Genomic DNA, 18,260 nt, shown 5'->3' on the forward strand with positions numbered 1-18,260 from the left:
AGGAAGGTGTTAAATTACTTGAGCCCACTGGAATTTTTGGTGGGTAAACGTGTGTCACTTATGTTGGCAATCTAGGATGCTCTTAATCTTTGTTGGTCTTGTAAATAAAACTTTGATAAGCCATTTTGTTTTTCTACTGTTTCCTCCAGTTTTGTTGCCTTCCCCAATAAAATTAAAAGCCGCAATGTCGATTGATTGCAAACGCAATTTACTGTGTCGATTTAAGTTTGATTATGTTTGTGGACAGTTTCACGAAAGGGCTCATTAATAATTCAATAGGTGAGTGAAGAGGGGGTATTGAATCAAAGGTAGAAGGTGAAGGAATGATATCACCTAATGAAAGTGTGTGTGATGAGCGCCTAGGTCAGCCTACGTGGATGGCTGGTTCTACAGAGAATTTTTATATATTTCGATGCCTTGGTATGAAGTCACCAAGGCATCGTATAGAGGCTCTACAATTTCAGCAGGCGGTATGAGATCATTTCAGGATGCCAATTTGCTTCAGAAATCCATATTTGTCCCATGTGACCCAAGTCTCAACTATTTTCCCATCCTCTATCTTGACGAACTCCACTGCGTCATAGGTGATCGTTTTATTTGTTGGAGATTCGCCCATAAATGAACCGACATGCTTGGTTCTGATTGTTACATGAGTGGAAACCAGATCTCCCTCGGCTACCTGTATGGTATTAAGCAGAGTTAAGTCTTTAAATGCGGCACGAAATTTCACAACTTCGGTTACAAACTCTTTAAGATTGCGTTTTTGGGGTCCAACTCCGCTACTAATCGAAGAGTCAAGATTGTTTACATAATTGGATGAAAATAGGGTTTTTGGATCAATTTTTGAACCATTCTTCCAGATTTCAATGGCTTGCATCGCAATTTTCTTGTTGTCTTGCAAATTATTTGTTTGGGCACTGACACCAGTAGTTACGCCGCTCAGTAAAAGGCATGCTACCAGGCTTATAGGCAAAAGGAACTTAGTCATTGAAATCCGTCCTATATTTAAATAAGTGATTTCATATTAAGTATGCATATTTAGGTAAGTTGCGCCATATGAGTTGTATGACGATTGAGGAGTTTTAAGTTATATCTAGACTTGTATTACCCTCTGGGTCGAGACAGATGAGCTGGGGCTACTGTTAATTTAGGTTAAAGAGCACAATCTGAAGGTGATAATCCAGGTGGGTGGTTGCTAGATACTATGTATTTACAGTGACTGAGCGTAGGTCAATAACTCAAATTTTCATAAATTATTGTTGTTGATATCGCATTTCTGAATATGGCCGATGTCAGTAGTCGCGTTTGAATTCCATATAAACAGGATGAAAAAGCAGAGGCATACTTATACCTGTCGCCAGATACCAGTTAGTTTTAGGGGGGCTGTCTTAAATGATTCAGGCAAGGCGAATTTACCATCTTAGATCTTGATTAATTCTTCAGTGTTGTGGGTGTTAAGGTATATTCAAAGGGATTAAGTGATATTGTAGTCTGGTGCATATCCTCTTTTATAGATCAGTACCGTCCTTGAAAAAGATATAAATAGATCACCGTTTTGCTTAAGGCCTCGTGTTTCTACAGTAATGATTCCTTGAGTCGGTCGTGATTTCGATTCACGTTTAGAGATAATCTCACTTTCTGCATATATAGTGTCACCTTCAAAGATAGGTTTTAGCAGTTTTACCTTATCCCACTCTAGATTGGCTACAACCTTCTTGCTAATTGTGTTGACGGTCATCCCAGTAACAATGGCGAGTGTGAGCGTACTATCAACTAAAGGCAGTTTCCACTCAGTATTTTGAGCATAGTGGGCATCAAAATGTAATTGCGCGGTATTCATTGTTAGTAAGGTCATCCAAGTATTATCTGTACGAGTAATAGTTCTCCCTGGCCTATGCTCAATAATGACACCTTCTTCAAAATCTTCAAAATAAAAGCCAAAGTCTTCACGGTAACGGTTTTCGTTGATTTTCCTATAGGGATTAAATTCCATCATTGTGACCTTTATGGGGTTTGGAAAAAATTCGGGCCTACTTACTTTGTCTTAATTTCCCTAGACCGTTTGGGGGGGTAAAGGTAACTGTAAAGTTAATAGGGTTTTACCTGAGGTTTTCAAAGTTTGAAATTACCTGCATTGATTTTTGGTAAACAGGTTTGTCTATCATTTTACCTTTATACTGACAGGCTTCTCCGGATGCCTTGTTATAGGTTTCTACAATTTCTTTAGCTTGCACATATTGTTCTAGGGTTGGTTTGAAGGCAGATTTTATCTGGTTTATTTGCTTGGGATGAATGGCTGCTTTCCCATTGAAGCCAAGTGATTTAACCGTTTTTAGTTCGTTCATTAGACCGTGATTGTCATTAAAGTCGAAGTAGGGTGAGTCGTAGCAGGTGAGATTTTTCATTGCAGAAGATTCAACGATTTTCATACGTGCTAACAATAGTGCCTGAATGGATCCGTCGCAATTCAGTGCACTGGCATAGTCGGCAGCACCAAACATTAGGGCTTGTAATTGTGCAGGACTATCTCGAACGATGTTGTGTAGATTTACAGTCCCCTGGGCGGTTTCAATTAAGGCAATTAGAGCTATCTCATCATATGTTTGGGAGAGAAGCTGAGATAGCTGATATATATCATTAGGCGATTCTGTTTTAGGATAAAGTACAGCATCGAGATAAAGTTTTTTTTCAGTGACGGCAAGGATATCCTTAAGCCCATCGTTAGTAGTTAAGTGATTTATACGTAAGATATTGACGATATCACTTGATTTTGACAGGTAACGGACGGCGTTATCTCTGCTTATCTGTTTGTCTTTTGTAGATACGCTGTCCTCGAGATCAACAATGATACCATTGGCGCCCGTTTCTTCCGCCTTGGAAAAGGTAGTTGGCTTGTTTCCCGGTGTAAACAGTAATGCAGGATTTAACTGTAAATTGATCATATCGTTATTTATATAAAATGGTGCGCTTTTGCCTGTTTCAATAAATCTTCTCTGAAATTTGGGTGTGCAATATCAATTAATGCATGGGTGCGCTCTGTGGTGGATTTGCCCATAAGCTGACAGCAACCATACTCGGTTACAATGTAATCAACATCTAGCCGGGAATCCGTTGTGATGGTTTTTAGACGAGGCACAATCCGGGAAATTTTCCCATTTTGTGCAGTAGAGCTGCTTGCCAATATAGTTTTTCCATTCTTGGAATAATAGACACCTCTAATAAAATCCAGCTGCCCGCCCACTCCAGAAAATTGGTGGTCAATAAACTCTGCATTTACTTGACCATTAAAGTCAATTTCAATAAAGGAATTTACCGATATCATATTGTCAATTTGGGCAATCGTTTGGGGCTCATTCACGTAGGAAACTGGGAGGCAAAACATCGATGGATTTTCATCAATATAGTCATAAAGTGCTCTGTCGCCTATAGCAAATGTAAAAACATTAACATGGGGGTTGAGCGTTTTTTTTGAATTGTTTACTGCTCCAGATTTAATCAAGTCTACCATGCCCGATGTAATAACTTCGGTATGAATGCCCAGATTTTTTTTGTTTGCTAGCTGTTCGCAGACGGCATTGGGGACACCGCCGATCCCCATTTGTATCGTTGATCCATCGGATACTAAGGGGATAATGTAATCACTGATTTTTCGGTCTAATTCAGAGGTTTCTCTTTGAGGCTCCTCGATGAGTGCCGTATGGTTCTCTACAATAGAATCGACCTCACTGATATGCAGCAGTGTTCCCCCGGATGTTCGCGGCATATATTTATTGACTTCGACTATTAGTCGGTCAGCATGTCGAGATAGTTCAATCGCATAATCACCACTTGTTCCGAAATTTAAATAACCGTATTTATCCATAGGTGCGACAGTCACCAGGAAGGCGTCAAGTGTTACTTGTTTTTTTATGATTTCAGGATATCGACTAAATGAAATTGGTACGTAGTTGATATATTTTTTGCCTTTTGCGAAGCCTTTTTTTGCCAGCTTCACCTCATCTTTGGTTAACATGGATGAGAATGGTCTTACACGATCCAGTAGGTCTTCTTGAAAAATTGTTTGTGTGGCTATATTGCCGCAGCGCATGTAATACACTTTTAGCTTTCTAATATCCTCTGCTCGAACTCGTTTTTCTAAGGCGGTAAGCAGGGCGGGTGGGGTTGCGACACGCATGCCCATAGATATGGTGCTGGTGCTAGGGATAGTTGCGACTGCGTTGTCAGGCGTTGTAAGTTTTTGCTGGTATAAACTGTCGTAATTCATCATAAATTAGCTATTACTGTGCATTGTGTTTAGCGGTATTTGGATTGAGTGGCTGAAGCCAATTATCTGGGTTTCAATGCACTTGAAGTTTCGAATTAGTTCAGCTTAAGGCATTACTGATACCTTGGGCTTATTGGCATGCTTCTCACAATCAGGATGAAGCCGGATTTTTACCAGGACAATAAATTTTCGTTCGTGCGTCGTGTTCAAGTTGTGCAGGGCGTACCTGAATCGCAGATATAAGTCAGCTTCAGGTGGTTTGACTTTCGACAGTATAGACTTACTCAGTTAAACCAGTTAAAAACCCCGTCCTATTGAGCGTCTGTTTTGTATCTGCACGCCATAAAGAAAGGCTGGGAATCTGTTCACTGAATTCAACGCTGAGGGCCATTAGGTAGGAGTGAAAATAACGATTTTTTGCAGAGGGTATGTCGCCAATACCCAGGTGGGGAAAGGTGATGATATTTTAACGACGACGAAGGAAAGAAATAGAGGTAATGGAGGGGTTAATTAGTCGGGTTGATTAAATTACCTTTACTAAAGACTTGGCTATTGGCTATTGGCTATTGGCTATTGGCTATTGGCTATTGGCTATTGGCTATTGGCTATTGGCGAGTCGACTAGCGACAGCGAGTTGATACTTTCTTATTTTGACCAAAAAATCCCATTAGTATTAATAAAGGCCGACCAAAGGTCGGCCTTTATGATTTTCGGAAATTACTCTACCGAAGAGCGTATCAGGTAGTCAAAGGCTCCCAGTGCAGCCGTTGCCCCCGCTCCCATAGAGATCACAATCTGTTTGTAGGGCACAGTGGTGGCATCGCCTGCGGCGTAAACACCGGGGAGAGAAGTCGCACCGCGTGCGTCGATCACGATTTCACCCATGCGGTTCATCTCTAAATGAGTTTCCTTGAGAAACTCGGTATTCGGTACCAAGCCGATTTGTACGAAGATACCTGCCAGGTCGAGTTTCTTGTCTTCACCCGTCTCGCGGTCGGTGTAGGCAAGACCATTGACCTTGTTGCCGTCACCGAGCACCTCAGTGGTTTGTGCGTTGACGATAATGTCGATGTTGCCCATCAGTTTTGCCTTGCGCACCAATACGTCATCGGCGCGTAGAGTATCGGCAAACTCCAGTACGGTGACATGTTCGACAATACCGGCCAGGTCAATTGCCGCTTCGATACCAGAGTTTCCACCGCCGATCACGGCAACGCGCTTGCCCTTAAAGAAGGGGCCGTCGCAATGGGGGCAATAAGCTACGCCTTTGGTACGGTATTCCGCTTCGCCGGGTACGCCAAGCTCTCTCCAGCGAGCCCCAGTAGCCAGTACTACTGAGCGGCTGGATAAAGTGGCACCGCTTTGTAATTGGATATCTACCATTTCGTTGCGCTGCACGTTGACCGCGCGTTGCTCGGTAATAATATCCACACCGTATTCTTTAACGTGTTGCTCCAGGCTGGCGGCTAGTTTCGGACCCTCTGTGTAGGGTACAGAGATAAAATTCTCAATACCTACGGTGTCCATTACCTGACCACCAAAGCGTTCTGCTATCAAGCCCGTGCGGATTCCTTTGCGTGCGGCGTAGATGGCCGCTGCAGCACCGGCGGGTCCACCACCTATCACTAAAACATCGTAGGGGGCTTTTTCCTTCAGCTCCTCCGCTTTGCGTTCGGCGGCTCCGGTATCCAGTTTGCCGACGATCTCTTCCAGAGTCATTCTGCCTTGACCAAAGTGTTCGCCGTTGAGGTAAACCGCAGGCACGGCCATCACATTGCGCCGCTCTACCTCTTCCTGGAATAGGCTGCCATCGATCATCTCGTGGCTGATGTTTGGATTGAGGGTGGCCATTAGGTTCAGTGCCTGAACGACATCGGGGCAGTTCTGGCAGGAGAGTGAAATGTAAGTTTCAAAGTGAAACTCGCCTTTAAGGTTACGCACCTGCTCCAGTAGTTGCGGGTCTGCCTTGGAGGGGTGGCCGCCAGCCTGGAGTAATGCCAGTACCAGTGAAGTGAATTCATGGCCCAGAGGAATGCCTGCAAAACTTACGCGGGGCTCTGCACCGGCAGGGGCGATGGCCATGCTTGGGGTGCGTTTAGCCAGGCCCTGCTGTGCGGTAATTTTGTTGGATAGGCTGGAGACTTCATCGACCAAGCTTTCCAATTCTTTAGATTTCGCACTGCTATCGGTGGACACACGAATCTCGATCGGTTTGACGATATTCTGCAGGTAGGTGTCCAGTTGTTTTTTCAGGTTTGCGTCCAACATCGGTGTGTCCTTTCTCTAACAATTTCAGGCCTTGACCCGGCCTACCTTTTGATGGGCCGAGTCAGAGTATTTGGGTTTAAATTTTTCCGACCAGATCGAGGGAGGGTGCCAGGGTTTCCTCGCCCTCTTTCCACTTGGCCGGGCAGACTTCACCGGGGTGTGCGGCGATGTACTGGGCGGCTTTGATCTTACGCAATAGCTCGCTGGCATCGCGGCCGATACCGCCGGCGGTGATCTCGACGATCTGAATACGGCCCTCGGGGTCCATCACAAAGGTGCCGCGATCTGCGATGCCCTCTTCTTCGATCATCACTCCGAAGTTGCGGGTGATATTGCCAGTGGGGTCGCCGATCATCGGGTATTGGATCTTGCCGATAGTGTCGGAAGCGTCGTGCCAAGCTTTATGGGTGAAGTGGGTATCCGTGGAGACTGAGTAGATCTCAACCCCCAGCTTTTTGAACTCTTCATAGTTGTCTGCCAGATCACCCAGCTCGGTTGGACACACAAAGGTGAAGTCGGCGGGGTAGAAGAAGAACACGGCCCACTTGCCTTTTACATCGGTATCGCTGATTTCAAAGAAGTCGCCGCTCTGGTAGGCCTTGGCGCTAAAGGGTTTCAATTGGGATTCGATGTAACGTGACATGGATAGCTCCTTAATCATCTCTGTCTTGTCGGTCGTTGACTGGGTACGGGATATATACTATCGATCTAGTAATTCTGATAAAAATAACTAATCTTAATGCGTCTGATAGGTTTTACTAATGCAGCGCATCTTCTTGATAGATTTGTGGTTTGGGTTTTATGGGCTGGGGAAGATTAGCGGGGTCTGGAATCGGTGAAGGGCTGGCTTAGAGACTCTGTTTCACGCTCTATGGGGCTGGGTGGGGGTTTCCGTGCCGATGGCTCCCGGAGTGGCTAAAGAGTTTGTATTGGGAAAAGGCTTGGGGACTTTATTGGATGACATTAGCAATGAACTAAAAGAGCGGCCTATAAATGTATGCGCGGGGTTCGCTCAGCACATTTTTGAGGTGCCCAAATGAATCAAAGAGTGGTCCACGCTGTTGTTGTTGGCGTGGGTATACCGGGAGAGTCAATGGGCTGGTTACATCTGTACCAGCTTATGGCGATGCCTAATGTGGTTGTCGATGTCGTGGTTGAAGAGTACTGGCTCTCAAGTGATGTGGTGGACTCTGAGAGGGGGCTGGCCTTCCATAAGGAAATGGCAAGGCTTAGGGCACAGTTTGGGAATTTCGAGATTTATTCTACATTGGATCAATTGCCAAGAGCGGATCCCTCTTTGAAAAACTTGGTAGTAATCTCCATTCGAACATCATCCAATGTGAGAGTATTTGAATCCGTAGTGGCTAAGGGATATAGAAATATATACCTGGAAAAGCCTGGGGCGGATTCCCTGGAAAAACTTCAGACTATGCAGAGACTTGCCGATGCAGACAGTGTAAACGTTGTCATCGGTTATCAAAAGCATATTGCTAGGTATGTAAAAGAGACTGAAAAAATTGATCAAAATTGGAGCTTACACTCCAGGACAGTTGGTTTTATTCACCATAACCCACATCCCGAGAGCAGCTTGGAGAGTGTCTTTAGGCAAAACAGAGAAGGAATGCTACTCAACCAGTGTTGTCATGAGCTAGAGCTTTGTGTGGGCAAGTGGAACCTTGCTCCCCACAATATCGTGGATGTGGTGGTTAATAGAGGTGAGACTGAGCGGAAGAGCTTTGGTGATATTGAAGATTTTAAGAAGCTTTCCTTTACTCTAAAAACCAATTTGGGAGTGAGTTTTTCTTTTTTTGCGACACGTTGCGAGGGTGTAGAAAATTGTATAACGATGAAAAAAGGATTTTCAGGGAACCCTCTGTTGATTAGGCAGGCTCCGCTAGAAATGCTGGATCGTGCGCTAGCATTGACCAGGAAAGAAAAGGGTGGGATGTGGTATTACTACTTATTTGAACAGGATTACCGAACCCTTAAGAAACTATTTGTTGAATCTATTCTGGATGATGATAAAGAAAAATATTTAAGTCTCCCGAGACTGTATCATGCCTGCGGTGTTCTCAAGCTAGCCTCTGCCATTGAGCCTAGCATCTTAGCTCAGGTTCAGGAGGATGACTACCATCACTCTATCACTGAAGTATCCGATACAGTATGCCAAACCCCCACTACGCAGAGAGTTTGGTACCACAAAAATATATTTTCCCCCGGTAATCGGTTCCTTATCAATATATTGCGCCCACCCAAAAATAGAATTATCTGTTGTGTGGATGATCGTGTTTGGGATTTGTACTCTAGAGGTATTTTGGCTTGGGGAGAGTCTGTTGGAGTCAATTTCATTCCGCTAATAATGAAAGGGGGAGAGCAATCAAAAAATATTGATAATTTTTATAAGATGATTGATGAGATATGGGAAATAAACCCACTTCGATATCGAGAACCTATTGTAGCTCTGGGAGGCGGGGCGGTCACTGATACCGTTGGTTTTGTAAGTGCAGTTTGGCGACGTAATACCCCTTGGATACGTATCCCCACTACACTGATGGGAATGATTGACTCGTCAATCGGCATCAAAGTCAGCGTAAATCATAATGTTAAAAATGGGATCGGTGCCTTCCATTGCCCTCTGCATACCATTATTGATCCAACTTTTCTAAAGACAAATCCACAGCGAGTGCTGAAGAGCGCGATTGGTGAGATGATCAAAGTGGGTGTGGTATTTAACAAAGAAGTGCTTAATTTGCTGTCAGAACAGGGCGAATCACTTCTAAAAAATAATTTTCTGGATGCTAACGGTCAACCCGGACAGGCGTCCTATAGTCTGCTTATAGATTGTATTGACGCAATGCTTGACAGCATTGCCGGGGACTTGAAGGAAGAAAACCTGTCCCGGCCGATGGATTTTGGGCACACCTTATCCCGCTGGTTAGAACGCGATGAGTCCTTCAGGCTGATGCATGGTGAAGCTGTGGGTATCGATTGCCTGTTCACTTCCCTGGTGGCTGAGCAGATGGCACTGATATCCCGGGAGGACATAGAATTAATTTTTGGTATCTATGTAAAGTTGGGGCTTGCAGCTAATGTAAAGGGCTTGAGTTTGGATGTGTACAAAACCGCATTAGAGCAAATTTCTATCCACCGCTCGGGTACCTTGCGAGCGCCGTTGCCCTCACCTCTGGGCAATTGTATTTGGGTCAATAAAATAGAAAAACAGCACCTGGAAAACGCCTGGAATAATCTTCAAGAGAGGCTTGCTGATCACAATGAATTGGTATTGGATCCAGAGACAATAGAAATTCAGGATACACCCACTGAGACCGTGAGCGTCACCCACGCACCCAGCCCGAAAGCGTATCCGGGTAAAAAATTACGCTGGGGTTTTATAGGTTGTGGCAGAATCGCCAATGATTTCGCGAGAGTCATCAATTACCTGGAGACAGCCGAAGTACAAGCTGTAGCTTCAAGGGAGTTGGAACGAGCAAGGACATTTGCAAGCCGGCACGGAGCAAATAGGGCCTATGGAAGTTACTCTGAGCTGGTCTCTGATCCCAATGTTGATATCGTATATATTGCGACCATCCCAGAGCTTCATCGGCAGCATGCTGAGCTGGCTTTAAAAGCGGGTAAGCATGTGCTGGTTGAAAAGCCCCTGGCACTCACGGTTGAGGATGCTCTAAAAATCCAACAGCTTGCCACTCAAAGACAACTTTTCTGTATGGAAGGCATGTGGATGCGGTTTTTCCCGGCAATCGAGTACTGTAGAAGCATTATCGATCATGGGGGCATTGGCCGGATATGCCAACTGCGTGCGGATTTAAGTTTTGACTTAAAAAAAGATGAGGGATTGCATTCTGCTAAATGGAAAGTGGGGGCCGGTATGGATGCAGGGGTTTATCCGGTCCATGCTGCACTGATGGTTTTGGGTAGGGATACACTAGATCTTGAGTTCTCAGGCGAGCTTGATAACTATGGATATAGGGAGGATGCGGCTGGGTTAATTTATGCACACTTCAACACAGGGCCAACGGCCGTAGTCTCCTGGAGTCATTTAGTTGAGGGTGCAGAGGAGCTGGAAATCTACGGTACTGAAGGAAGAGTTAAAGTGTATTCCCCAGCACACTGCCCAACAAAAGTTTCGGTTACCAAGAACTTCACTGACCGAAGGACCGAGAATACTACGAATTTATATGAATTCCCCCTGCCAAGAATAAGAGGGAATTTTAATTATCCAAATTCAGAAGGCCTTTATTACGAGGCTCGGGCTGTTCAGCGGTGTATAGAGGAAAGCTTGATTGAGTGTCCAGACCTCCCTTTGGATGACTCGGTACAGGCGATCAGAATGATCATGGAATGTGATCGATATATCAAAAGTAGAGCTGCGTGAAACACAATATTTATTGGTTTGGGTTGTTGGCGTGCTATGGGGCTTTATTCCTACTGGGACTTGTCGAGGTTTATAAAGCACCAATATACCCGCGAATTTTGGATTTTTTTTCTGTATCCCCGTCGAAAGGATCGGCATTTTTCTTTCTTTCCACTTTTTCTGCATTACTGATGACCCTTTCAGGGGCTCTGTGGGTGAAAAGAGTTAGGGTGATCTCTGGGTTGGCGTTATTCGTGACCTTTATGGGGGTCGGTTCTGTGTTGTCCGGTATGTCTGGGGGGGCACACTCCTTTCCTGAACTTATGCTGGGGAGCTTCCTCTTTGGCTTGGGTGCTGGAGGCAGTATGGTACTCATTAATGTGGCAATTCCTCTTTTTGTGCCACACGATCTTACCCGCCAGGGATATTGTGGGTTACACAGCACCTATGGAGTGGCCTCTATTCTGTCTCCTTTGTTGCCTGGTCTACTGTATAAATTTCACTTTGGTTGGGAAGGCGGCTTCTATTTATTTGGCGGTCTTGCGACAGCGATCTTGCTTTTTATCTTGGCTGGCTTATTTAAGAAAAGGGGAGTGCCGCGGGTCGGTGGCGGAGAGAGCAATCCTGGCGCCTATTTGGAGTCAAGTCAACGAGATAAAGCACCAAAAGAATGGTGGATTGCCATTGGAGGCGGGCTGATCGTTTCTGCGTATAACGGGGCAGAGCATATTCTTGCCAGTAGGTTGGTGCTGTTTCTTGAGGCGAGGGGAGGGACTTGGGCCGTAGAAGCCGATATTTTGCTTTCGATCTTTTTTGGTTTGTTGTGTGTTGGGAGAATCATTTTTACTTTTATACTTCTGAAGGGGAGTGCTTTTATTTGGTTAATAGTCTCCTTTGCCTCTACAACGGTCGTATTTCTCCTTGGTTATTGGGTTAGCCCCTTATGGTTGCCGCTTTGTGGTTTGACACTATCTTATTTATTCCCTTATACGATGGAATGGTTGACGACCACCTCTAAGAACCCCCCTTTTACCGTTTCATTCTCTCTGGGGATGGGCGGTGTATTTCTAATATTGGCGCACGCTATGGTGGGGTGGCTGGATGAACATTACGGAATTCAAACAGCAATCTATGTAGTTCCGATCTTTCTTGTCTGTGGGGTGGTGCTCTGTTTATTGATGGCGTTGATAGAAAAGTGGCGAAAGGCACATTGAATTAAAATCCGATTGATTTTTTAAGGGCGGCTGCTGGAGTACATCAGGTAGAATTTAGGCCCAGTTCAAACCTTGGTTGCTGTTGAGATACTCTAAATTGATTTTCGAGATTGAAATATGGCCAGCTTAAATCTTGCTCAGTCTCATACTAAGGCCCGGTTTGTAGTGGCGCCCTGAATTTGTCTAAGAGCTTGTCATCTGTGGCGAAAATGTTCAGGCTAAGTGTATGTATAGAGTGAGCTCGTCGATAAGCGTCAATCTATCGATGGCCTAGCAGCATTGCTCGAGTAGAAAATCGCGTTCTCTCCTGCGTTAGAAGTGCTCTTCGTGTTCTGCAGTCGCGGCCGTGATAAAATCAAATGGCTCTACTGGGAATGCAACGGCTTGCAGTCTGGTATAAGCGCCTTGAGAAATGGCGTTTCCGCTGACTGCGGACTGACGAATTTGGCCACACTGCGGACAATGGCTGTGAATCCCCTGTGCTGAGCGGCCTCAATATCTGGAGCCAAAAGCTCCACTAAGCGGTTTAACTCGATAATATAATCTGAAGTCGTTGTAAAATGGCGGCCATGATTGCCGCCACTATTTTTTCTTGCTCGTCTTTAGAGCTTGAAATCATCCCAGATTTGATAGTGTGGAACCTCGGTTTCCACGGCATAACCAAACATAAGTCCTGAGGATTCAATTGGAGTGACCTTTATAATTCTAATATCCCGGCTTGATAATTCACGCTTTAATAGCTCATAACCGAGGTTGGTCGCTTGAGTAACCCCATTTACTAATTTCCCACCAAAAATAACAGTGATTGTTTGCTCCTCGTTACCGGCCACCTTGACTTCATGCCCATTCAGGTTTATTGCTTTAGTGGGGCCGGAGAATCCTGAGCAGTCACGAGTTAGCTTAAAGGGATTGTTACAACCCATGCTAATGCCTGATACAGCCTCAACACCTTCGGCATCAGCGACACGAATGGCTGGAGCAGAAACACAACCTGTCAATGTGATAACAGCCAGTGACATACCTGCTATGATTTTTTTCATTATGGACTCTATCTAATTAATGGTTTGTGATGAATAATTGATCCACTGCAGTGGAAATCACCTCTTTATGAGGCTTTCTGGCTAAAGAGGTTTGCCAGGAGTTTGAGGAGGCAACAAAGAGATTGTCTGTGTAAGTATGCACCCTAAGGTCAAAGTCTAATAAGTACCACGTCATATCCCACTGCCATTGGGATCCATAATAGATAAGATAATTAATATTTTCTGGTATGTCTATTTTAGGTCCGCTGGATACTGTATAGCCCCTATCGCTAAGCGCTTCGACAATGAGGTTGTCTAAGTTGCGCTCGTCACCATTATCTCTAATAACGTAGTACTTGTCGGTCTTGTTCAGGGATACACCGGGTACTATATATTGACTCTGATTGGATGAACAGGCAGTTAATGCGAATATTGCCAGTAAGAAAATGGGTTTTAAGTAGATCACGCAAAATTCCGTAAAGTAGCACCAGTGTACTGGTTGTTTTTGGGGAGGAGTATCAAAGTGGGATAATACTCCAAGTTTTAAGGCTAAAGCAGTACTCTTATGGAAATCCAATGCGAATTTTTATTCGCCGGCGAGTAGCAATTTTGGTGTGCCGTTATAAGCTTTCTCTATTGAGAAGAGCTTATATAGATTAGATACAGAGATATTTTGCGCTGAGTGTAATTTTTCAATCAGTCTTATTTCAGCGCTACCTGAAATGGACGGGTGATCAGCTTAGCTTGCCTTTTGACTCATAGGAATGGCCTCCAACTGTTTAACCTGAAGACCTCAAGGTAATAAAGCTTCAATTTCTTCAACGGCCTGTGCATGCGGTAAGTCGATGTAAATCTGGCGCAAGCAATCCTACAGCGCAAGACCATTGATTTGGGTAGTTTTGATTAAATCGTATAATACGGCGCTGACTTTGGCGGCATCCCTAAATAACCAGTTCTTGTGAGGATGCCCAAGGGCCTTTCCGACATAGATACTGGCTTCAGTTTGGGGTGTCGCTTGCTGGGCTCGTTGTGCCAATTGTTAACCTATGCGCTGTGCCCTTCAAGACTTAAAGAGAGCCGATAATTCAGCATACTCACTCATACCCGAGTGAATGGCGAAGAGTTACGAACGCTACAAGCCTGGAAACAGAAAATTCTGATCACGATCAAATTTGTAGTCCGGATGGTCCCAGGCGATCAGCTTGCCCGGATTGAGCAGACCTTTGGGATCCATCTGCCTTTTGAATGCCAGTAGAGCCGCGTCGACTGGCTTTGAGCCGCCTTCTTCCAGCGTGTAGCGGTGCGGATTGAAGATCGTACACCCCAGCGCCTCATGCCGCTGGATGATTTCATCAAGCCGGGATTTGTCCGTGAAGCGAACAATTGGTAGACCGATGGGGATCAGACGTCCGTTGTAGCGGATAAACTCCAGGTGGCCGGGTAGCTCCTCTGCAAATATATTTTGCAACGTGCCGATGGTCTCGAGTGGGTTCTCGTCAGGGTAACGGACCTGAAGATAGGTAATCGATGGGTCGCCCCTTAAGCACTGCATGGTTGTGTGGCTCCAGGTGAGCTCATAAGCGGGAGGCAAATGCTCGATATCTTCAGCGGTGGCCCTGTCAGAGCGATACAGTACCTCACCAACTGGCGATCGGCGTAGGAGTCCGTCCAATGCCTCCATGGCAAACGCTGCAACCATAAGAACCACAACGGACTGTTCTTTGCGGATGAACTTTTTGTGCCGCTGGAAATAGTCATGGGGCAACGGCGCTTCGATCGAAGCGATGTTTTTTGTCAAAAGGCCATCCATGTTGGCTAGCTCTTCGGAAAAACGGGCCGCATCCAAAAAATCATCGAACCCGACGAGCACATCGACCCAGTCATAAGCTGCGGTCAGCGGTACTTCGATCTCGGTTATGATGCCCGTCGTGCCATACGCGTGTAGAGCCTTTTGTACATCGCTTCCTGTCAGCTCCACAACTTGTGGCTCCGATTCCATGGTCACTAATCGCAGGCGGATGACGTTGCCCAGATCCCAGAGCCCCCCCCAATTCACCGAGCCGTTCCCCACAGACCCGCCCCCCAGAAAGCCTCCGATGGTCGCGGTACGGTAGATGGAGGGATGCACGCGGAGCTCAAGACCGGTACGGGGTCTCGTCAGCGCATCGATATCCGCCATGACGGCTCCAGGTTCGGCAACGACAACGCCTGACTTGATGTCCTTCACGGCGGCCATTTCCGACAGGTCCAGGATAACGCCACCAAAAAGTGGCATGGCCTGACCATAATTGCCGGTCCCCGCCCCCCGAGCTGTGACCGGAATGTCCGCCGCATAACACGCCTTGTGAACGCGAATGATCTCGGCAACGTTTTTGGGGCTGACAAGCAGGTCACCGGTCACGCCATCAAGCTGTTCCTTGAGAACCGGGGAAAACCAGAAACAATCCCGGCTCTTACGCCTCACAATTCGAGGATTGTCCTCGACCTTAATACCCTCGAGATTAGCTTTCAAAGCTGGGATATCAGTCATGGACGCTGCCCTCCTATGTGCATGTAATAATCCAGTTCGCGGTAATCCGGCAAGGCCTTGTCAATACTAACCCCTGCACGCAGCACACGCCGCGGACCGCCTGGGCGGGACAGGAGCTCGTTCCAGTTGCGCGCACGAAAGAGGACCAGATCCGCCGGCTCACCAGTCCCAATCCAACTGGCAGAAATCCCCATAATATGCGCCGGAGTGGTTGTTATTGAGCGGATCCAGTCTCCAATAGGATGATCCAGATGCAGAATGCGGGTCGCCTGAGTGTAGGTCTCGATCAGATCAAGATCGCCGTAGGGGCAGAAGGGATCCCTCGTGTTATCTGAAGCAACGACAACATCAATTCCGCGGGCGCGCATTTCATGCAACAGGGTTACGCCCCGGCGGCGCGGGGTCCGGCCCAATGCCCGGTCCAGAAGATAGAGGTTGCACATGGGCAGCGCAGCGACCGCGATTCCCGCCTTGGCCACAAGGTCCAGCGTCCGGGCTACCTCGTCATCGGGCTGTACCGACAAGGCGCAACAATGCCCGCACACGATTTTCCCTTGAAAGCCAAGACGCAGGGCTGTTTCGGCGATGTGGCGCAACGACACCGCGGATGGGTCGAGCGTCTCATCGACGTGAAAGTCGAGGTCCAGCGCATGGTCCATGGCCACGCGGAACACCGCTTCAAGATGTAGGTCCAGATCGGGCACCATGTAAGTCGCCGTTCCTAAGAGGCCGCCGGCAGCTTGAACCCTGGCTGCAATACGCCCCAAATACGGATTGTCTGTGGCAAGGTGATCGATGCCGAACAAACACACGCCTTGAAGCTCGACACGGCCCGCCCATTCGTCGCGAATCTCGCAAAAGAGCGGCCAGGTGATCTCATCTTGCGGCGGCACACTGTCGAGATGCGTCCGGATCACGGCCGTGCCATGGGCATAGGCGCAGCGCAGCCCAAACTCCATACGCGCCCGGACATCTTCTCTTGACCAATGTTTTGTCCGGTCCTTGCCGGCCGCTTGTAGCGCTCCCATGAAAGAACCGTCCGGATTGGGTTTGCGCGGCCAGATATGCCCCTTGTCCAGATGGGTATGCAGATCGGCAAATACCGGCAAGACCAGACCATTATCCAGGTCGAGCCCGCCCGCCTCCGCCGGCAGACTTGCAGCCGGGGCAATCTGGATCAGCGTTCCATCCCGAAACACCAGATCGCAGGAAACAAGATCCGATGGGTCAGAATTGCCCGGGTCGCGCAAGACACAGGCGGGGACCCTTGCCTTCCTGATGATGCCGGTGCCTTTAAACCCGGCGCCCCAATCTGCTTGCATCTACGCCTCCCGTTTAAGCGCACTCTCATACCACTTGCGCAACAGCATGCGATAAAGGAAAAGTATGGGCAGAAATATCAAAATGCCCACGATGGATACCAATACGACTGTGGCAAATATGCGGGGCCTGTTCAGCCGATATCCTGTCCGGGGTGGCAGGGCTGGACCGGGAACCGACTGTGCCCGCAACGAACTCGACTGCGATGGCGCCGATCAGACACAGGCCGCCAGCGCGGTGGATTTTCCACATCCCGACGGCCCTGGCAAAGACACGAACTCTCCCTGGCTGATATCGATCGATAGAGTGTTCAGCGAAACCATTGAGGAGCTGGAAGAAGCGCCAGATTGCGTCCTGGTTTGGGCCACGGCCATGCTTTTACTATCCTCCGAAGGTGGCGTTTAAAGCTCATGAACCTGCTTGAACAGTAAATATAGTCTGCGCTAGTTGCCGATCAATTCCTGCATTAAATCCAGCCCAACAACCTTGTCCACGAATTCCTGTGTATAGGCTTTTTTTAAAGTCAAAATCCACATCGACAACCCCGGCCTCAACCATGTTGTTGAAGAAGGATTTCTGTCGAGCATCCGCCACCACCCCAATGCCTGGGGTGAGTGCATCGCCACTGTTGACAATGCCTTCGGATTTCAATTTATCGATGGAATAGGCCAACTGGCTACCCGTTATGCCCGGATTGCCTTTCTCCGATCAGCACCGAAATAACGGAATCGTCGAGAAGAAAACAAAGAAATCAGGGAAGGCAAAGTTCCAAAGCGAATTGAGCAGGCATTTGACTCTATGGAAAATGAGTAGGGCGGAATGTTCGATTAATACTTTCGATACCTTTGACGAGGGTTGCTCGGCTTGATAAATCACGCAAATGTAGGTGAATTGTAAAGAGAAAAGAATGGAGAGCGTGTGTTAGCTTGGTATGTGGAGTTAGAGGGTCAAAGTATTTTTCGATAAGATCTGCTGGTTCTTGCGTGTTGAGGAATTACAATGTAATCACTAAATAAAGAATAAGAATCTCTCAACGCTAGAGGGGCGAGCACTTTAAATATCGGTAAGTATGTTAGAGGTGTCAGTGGTTGATTTAAGTTCCTTGGTTTCAATTATAAATTGGCTAAAGTCTTATATAAAAAGGCCATGGCAATACGGTTAGATAGTGATTCTATTATTAAGCGTGGATTGCCCCGAGAAGAATCCCTTGAGTGATAGCGGACACTCTTGCCGCTTGCAGACTTACTCCTGCCCTTGGCGGAAAAAAAGCCGA

At 46.8% G+C, this 18,260-nt stretch carries 15 protein-coding genes; 4 read left to right on the forward strand and 11 right to left on the reverse strand.

All coding sequences use genetic code 11. The features are described from left to right. Nucleotides 1–478: 478 nt before the first annotated feature. The 6 genes from ACCI51_RS13465 to ahpC form a co-directional block, all read right to left on the reverse strand. Nucleotides 479–988, reverse strand: coding sequence for an ester cyclase (locus ACCI51_RS13465; RefSeq protein WP_371844028.1), 510 nt, complete (start codon nt 986–988; stop codon nt 479–481). Between the two features lie 486 nt (nt 989–1,474). Beyond that, nucleotides 1,475–1,996, reverse strand: coding sequence for a MaoC/PaaZ C-terminal domain-containing protein (locus ACCI51_RS13470; protein ID WP_371844029.1), 522 nt, complete (start codon nt 1,994–1,996; stop codon nt 1,475–1,477). Between the two features lie 103 nt (nt 1,997–2,099). Continuing rightward, nucleotides 2,100–2,942: an HpcH/HpaI aldolase/citrate lyase family protein gene (locus ACCI51_RS13475; protein WP_371844030.1), complete on the reverse strand. Its 843-nt coding sequence runs from the start codon at nt 2,940–2,942 to the stop codon at nt 2,100–2,102. A gap of 8 nt (nt 2,943–2,950) precedes the next feature. After that, on the reverse strand, nt 2,951–4,267 hold the full coding sequence (locus tag ACCI51_RS13480; protein ID WP_371844032.1) for an acetyl-CoA hydrolase/transferase family protein: 1,317 nt from the start codon (nt 4,265–4,267) through the stop codon (nt 2,951–2,953). A 714-nt stretch (nt 4,268–4,981) separates the two neighbouring features. Beyond that, nucleotides 4,982–6,532, reverse strand: coding sequence for an alkyl hydroperoxide reductase subunit F (gene ahpF / locus ACCI51_RS13485; protein ID WP_371844033.1), 1,551 nt, complete (start codon nt 6,530–6,532; stop codon nt 4,982–4,984). 76 nt (nt 6,533–6,608) lie between these two features. Further along, the gene (ahpC, locus tag ACCI51_RS13490; RefSeq protein WP_371844034.1) at nt 6,609–7,175 is read right to left on the reverse strand and encodes an alkyl hydroperoxide reductase subunit C; all 567 of its coding nucleotides are present in this window, start codon (nt 7,173–7,175) and stop codon (nt 6,609–6,611) included. Nucleotides 7,176–7,568: 393 nt separating this feature from the next. Between ahpC and ACCI51_RS13495 the strand changes: the two genes are divergently transcribed. The 3 genes from ACCI51_RS13495 to tnpB all read left to right on the forward strand — a co-directional run bounded on the left by ACCI51_RS13495 (nt 7,569) and on the right by tnpB (nt 12,604). Further along, on the forward strand, nt 7,569–10,925 hold the full coding sequence (locus ACCI51_RS13495; protein WP_371844035.1) for a Gfo/Idh/MocA family oxidoreductase: 3,357 nt from the start codon (nt 7,569–7,571) through the stop codon (nt 10,923–10,925). Beyond that, nucleotides 10,922–12,118, forward strand: coding sequence for an MFS transporter (locus tag ACCI51_RS13500; protein WP_371844037.1), 1,197 nt, complete (start codon nt 10,922–10,924; stop codon nt 12,116–12,118). The genes ACCI51_RS13495 and ACCI51_RS13500 overlap by 4 nt, the downstream gene beginning before the upstream one ends. A 294-nt stretch (nt 12,119–12,412) precedes the next feature. Next, nucleotides 12,413–12,604, forward strand: a complete 192-nt coding sequence (gene tnpB, locus ACCI51_RS13505) for an IS66 family insertion sequence element accessory protein TnpB (protein WP_371844180.1) — start codon at nt 12,413–12,415, stop codon at nt 12,602–12,604. 116 nt (nt 12,605–12,720) lie between these two features. Here the strand turns inward: tnpB and ACCI51_RS13510 are convergent, their stop codons facing one another. From ACCI51_RS13510 to ACCI51_RS13525, 4 genes are all read right to left on the reverse strand, one after another. Further along, nucleotides 12,721–13,158, reverse strand: a complete 438-nt coding sequence (locus tag ACCI51_RS13510) for a hypothetical protein (protein ID WP_371844038.1) — start codon at nt 13,156–13,158, stop codon at nt 12,721–12,723. Nucleotides 13,159–13,174: 16 nt separating this feature from the next. Then, on the reverse strand, nt 13,175–13,603 hold the full coding sequence (locus ACCI51_RS13515; protein WP_371844040.1) for a hypothetical protein: 429 nt from the start codon (nt 13,601–13,603) through the stop codon (nt 13,175–13,177). A gap of 666 nt (nt 13,604–14,269) precedes the next feature. Continuing rightward, a complete protein-coding gene (locus ACCI51_RS13520; protein WP_371844042.1) occupies nt 14,270–15,667 on the reverse strand; it encodes an FAD-binding oxidoreductase in 1,398 nt (465 codons plus the stop codon). Beyond that, a complete protein-coding gene (locus tag ACCI51_RS13525; RefSeq protein ID WP_371844043.1) occupies nt 15,664–16,989 on the reverse strand; it encodes a cytosine deaminase in 1,326 nt (441 codons plus the stop codon). Before ACCI51_RS13525 ends, ACCI51_RS13520 begins: the two co-directional genes overlap by 4 nt. A 64-nt stretch (nt 16,990–17,053) precedes the next feature. Between ACCI51_RS13525 and ACCI51_RS19475 the strand changes: the two genes are divergently transcribed. Then, the gene (locus ACCI51_RS19475) at nt 17,054–17,392 is read left to right on the forward strand and encodes a hypothetical protein (protein ID WP_455363780.1); all 339 of its coding nucleotides are present in this window, start codon (nt 17,054–17,056) and stop codon (nt 17,390–17,392) included. Nucleotides 17,393–17,395: 3 nt separating this feature from the next. Here ACCI51_RS19475 and ACCI51_RS13535 read toward each other — a convergent pair whose 3' ends face one another. Next, nucleotides 17,396–17,659 (reverse strand): hypothetical protein, encoded by a 264-nt coding sequence (locus ACCI51_RS13535; RefSeq protein WP_371844045.1) that lies wholly within the window; start codon nt 17,657–17,659, stop codon nt 17,396–17,398. Between the last annotated feature and the right edge of the window lie 601 nt (nt 17,660–18,260).

Source organism: Microbulbifer echini (assembly GCF_041447225.1).
GTDB classification, from domain to species: Bacteria; Pseudomonadota; Gammaproteobacteria; order Pseudomonadales; family Cellvibrionaceae; genus Microbulbifer; species Microbulbifer echini.

Coding starts and splice junctions, on each gene's coding strand:
- ACCI51_RS13465 (WP_371844028.1), bottom strand. CDS start 988: ATGACTAAGTTCCTTTTGCCTATAAGCCTGGTAGCATGCCTTTTACTG.
- ACCI51_RS13470 (WP_371844029.1), bottom strand. CDS start 1,996: ATGATGGAATTTAATCCCTATAGGAAAATCAACGAAAACCGTTACCGT.
- ACCI51_RS13475 (WP_371844030.1), bottom strand. CDS start 2,942: ATGATCAATTTACAGTTAAATCCTGCATTACTGTTTACACCGGGAAAC.
- ACCI51_RS13480 (WP_371844032.1), bottom strand. CDS start 4,267: ATGATGAATTACGACAGTTTATACCAGCAAAAACTTACAACGCCTGAC.
- ahpF (WP_371844033.1), bottom strand. CDS start 6,532: ATGTTGGACGCAAACCTGAAAAAACAACTGGACACCTACCTGCAGAAT.
- ahpC (WP_371844034.1), bottom strand. CDS start 7,175: ATGTCACGTTACATCGAATCCCAATTGAAACCCTTTAGCGCCAAGGCC.
- ACCI51_RS13495 (WP_371844035.1), top strand. CDS start 7,569: ATGAATCAAAGAGTGGTCCACGCTGTTGTTGTTGGCGTGGGTATACCG.
- ACCI51_RS13510 (WP_371844038.1), bottom strand. CDS start 13,158: ATGAAAAAAATCATAGCAGGTATGTCACTGGCTGTTATCACATTGACA.
- ACCI51_RS13520 (WP_371844042.1), bottom strand. CDS start 15,667: ATGACTGATATCCCAGCTTTGAAAGCTAATCTCGAGGGTATTAAGGTC.
- ACCI51_RS13525 (WP_371844043.1), bottom strand. CDS start 16,989: ATGCAAGCAGATTGGGGCGCCGGGTTTAAAGGCACCGGCATCATCAGG.
- ACCI51_RS19475 (WP_455363780.1), top strand. CDS start 17,054: ATGGGCAGAAATATCAAAATGCCCACGATGGATACCAATACGACTGTG.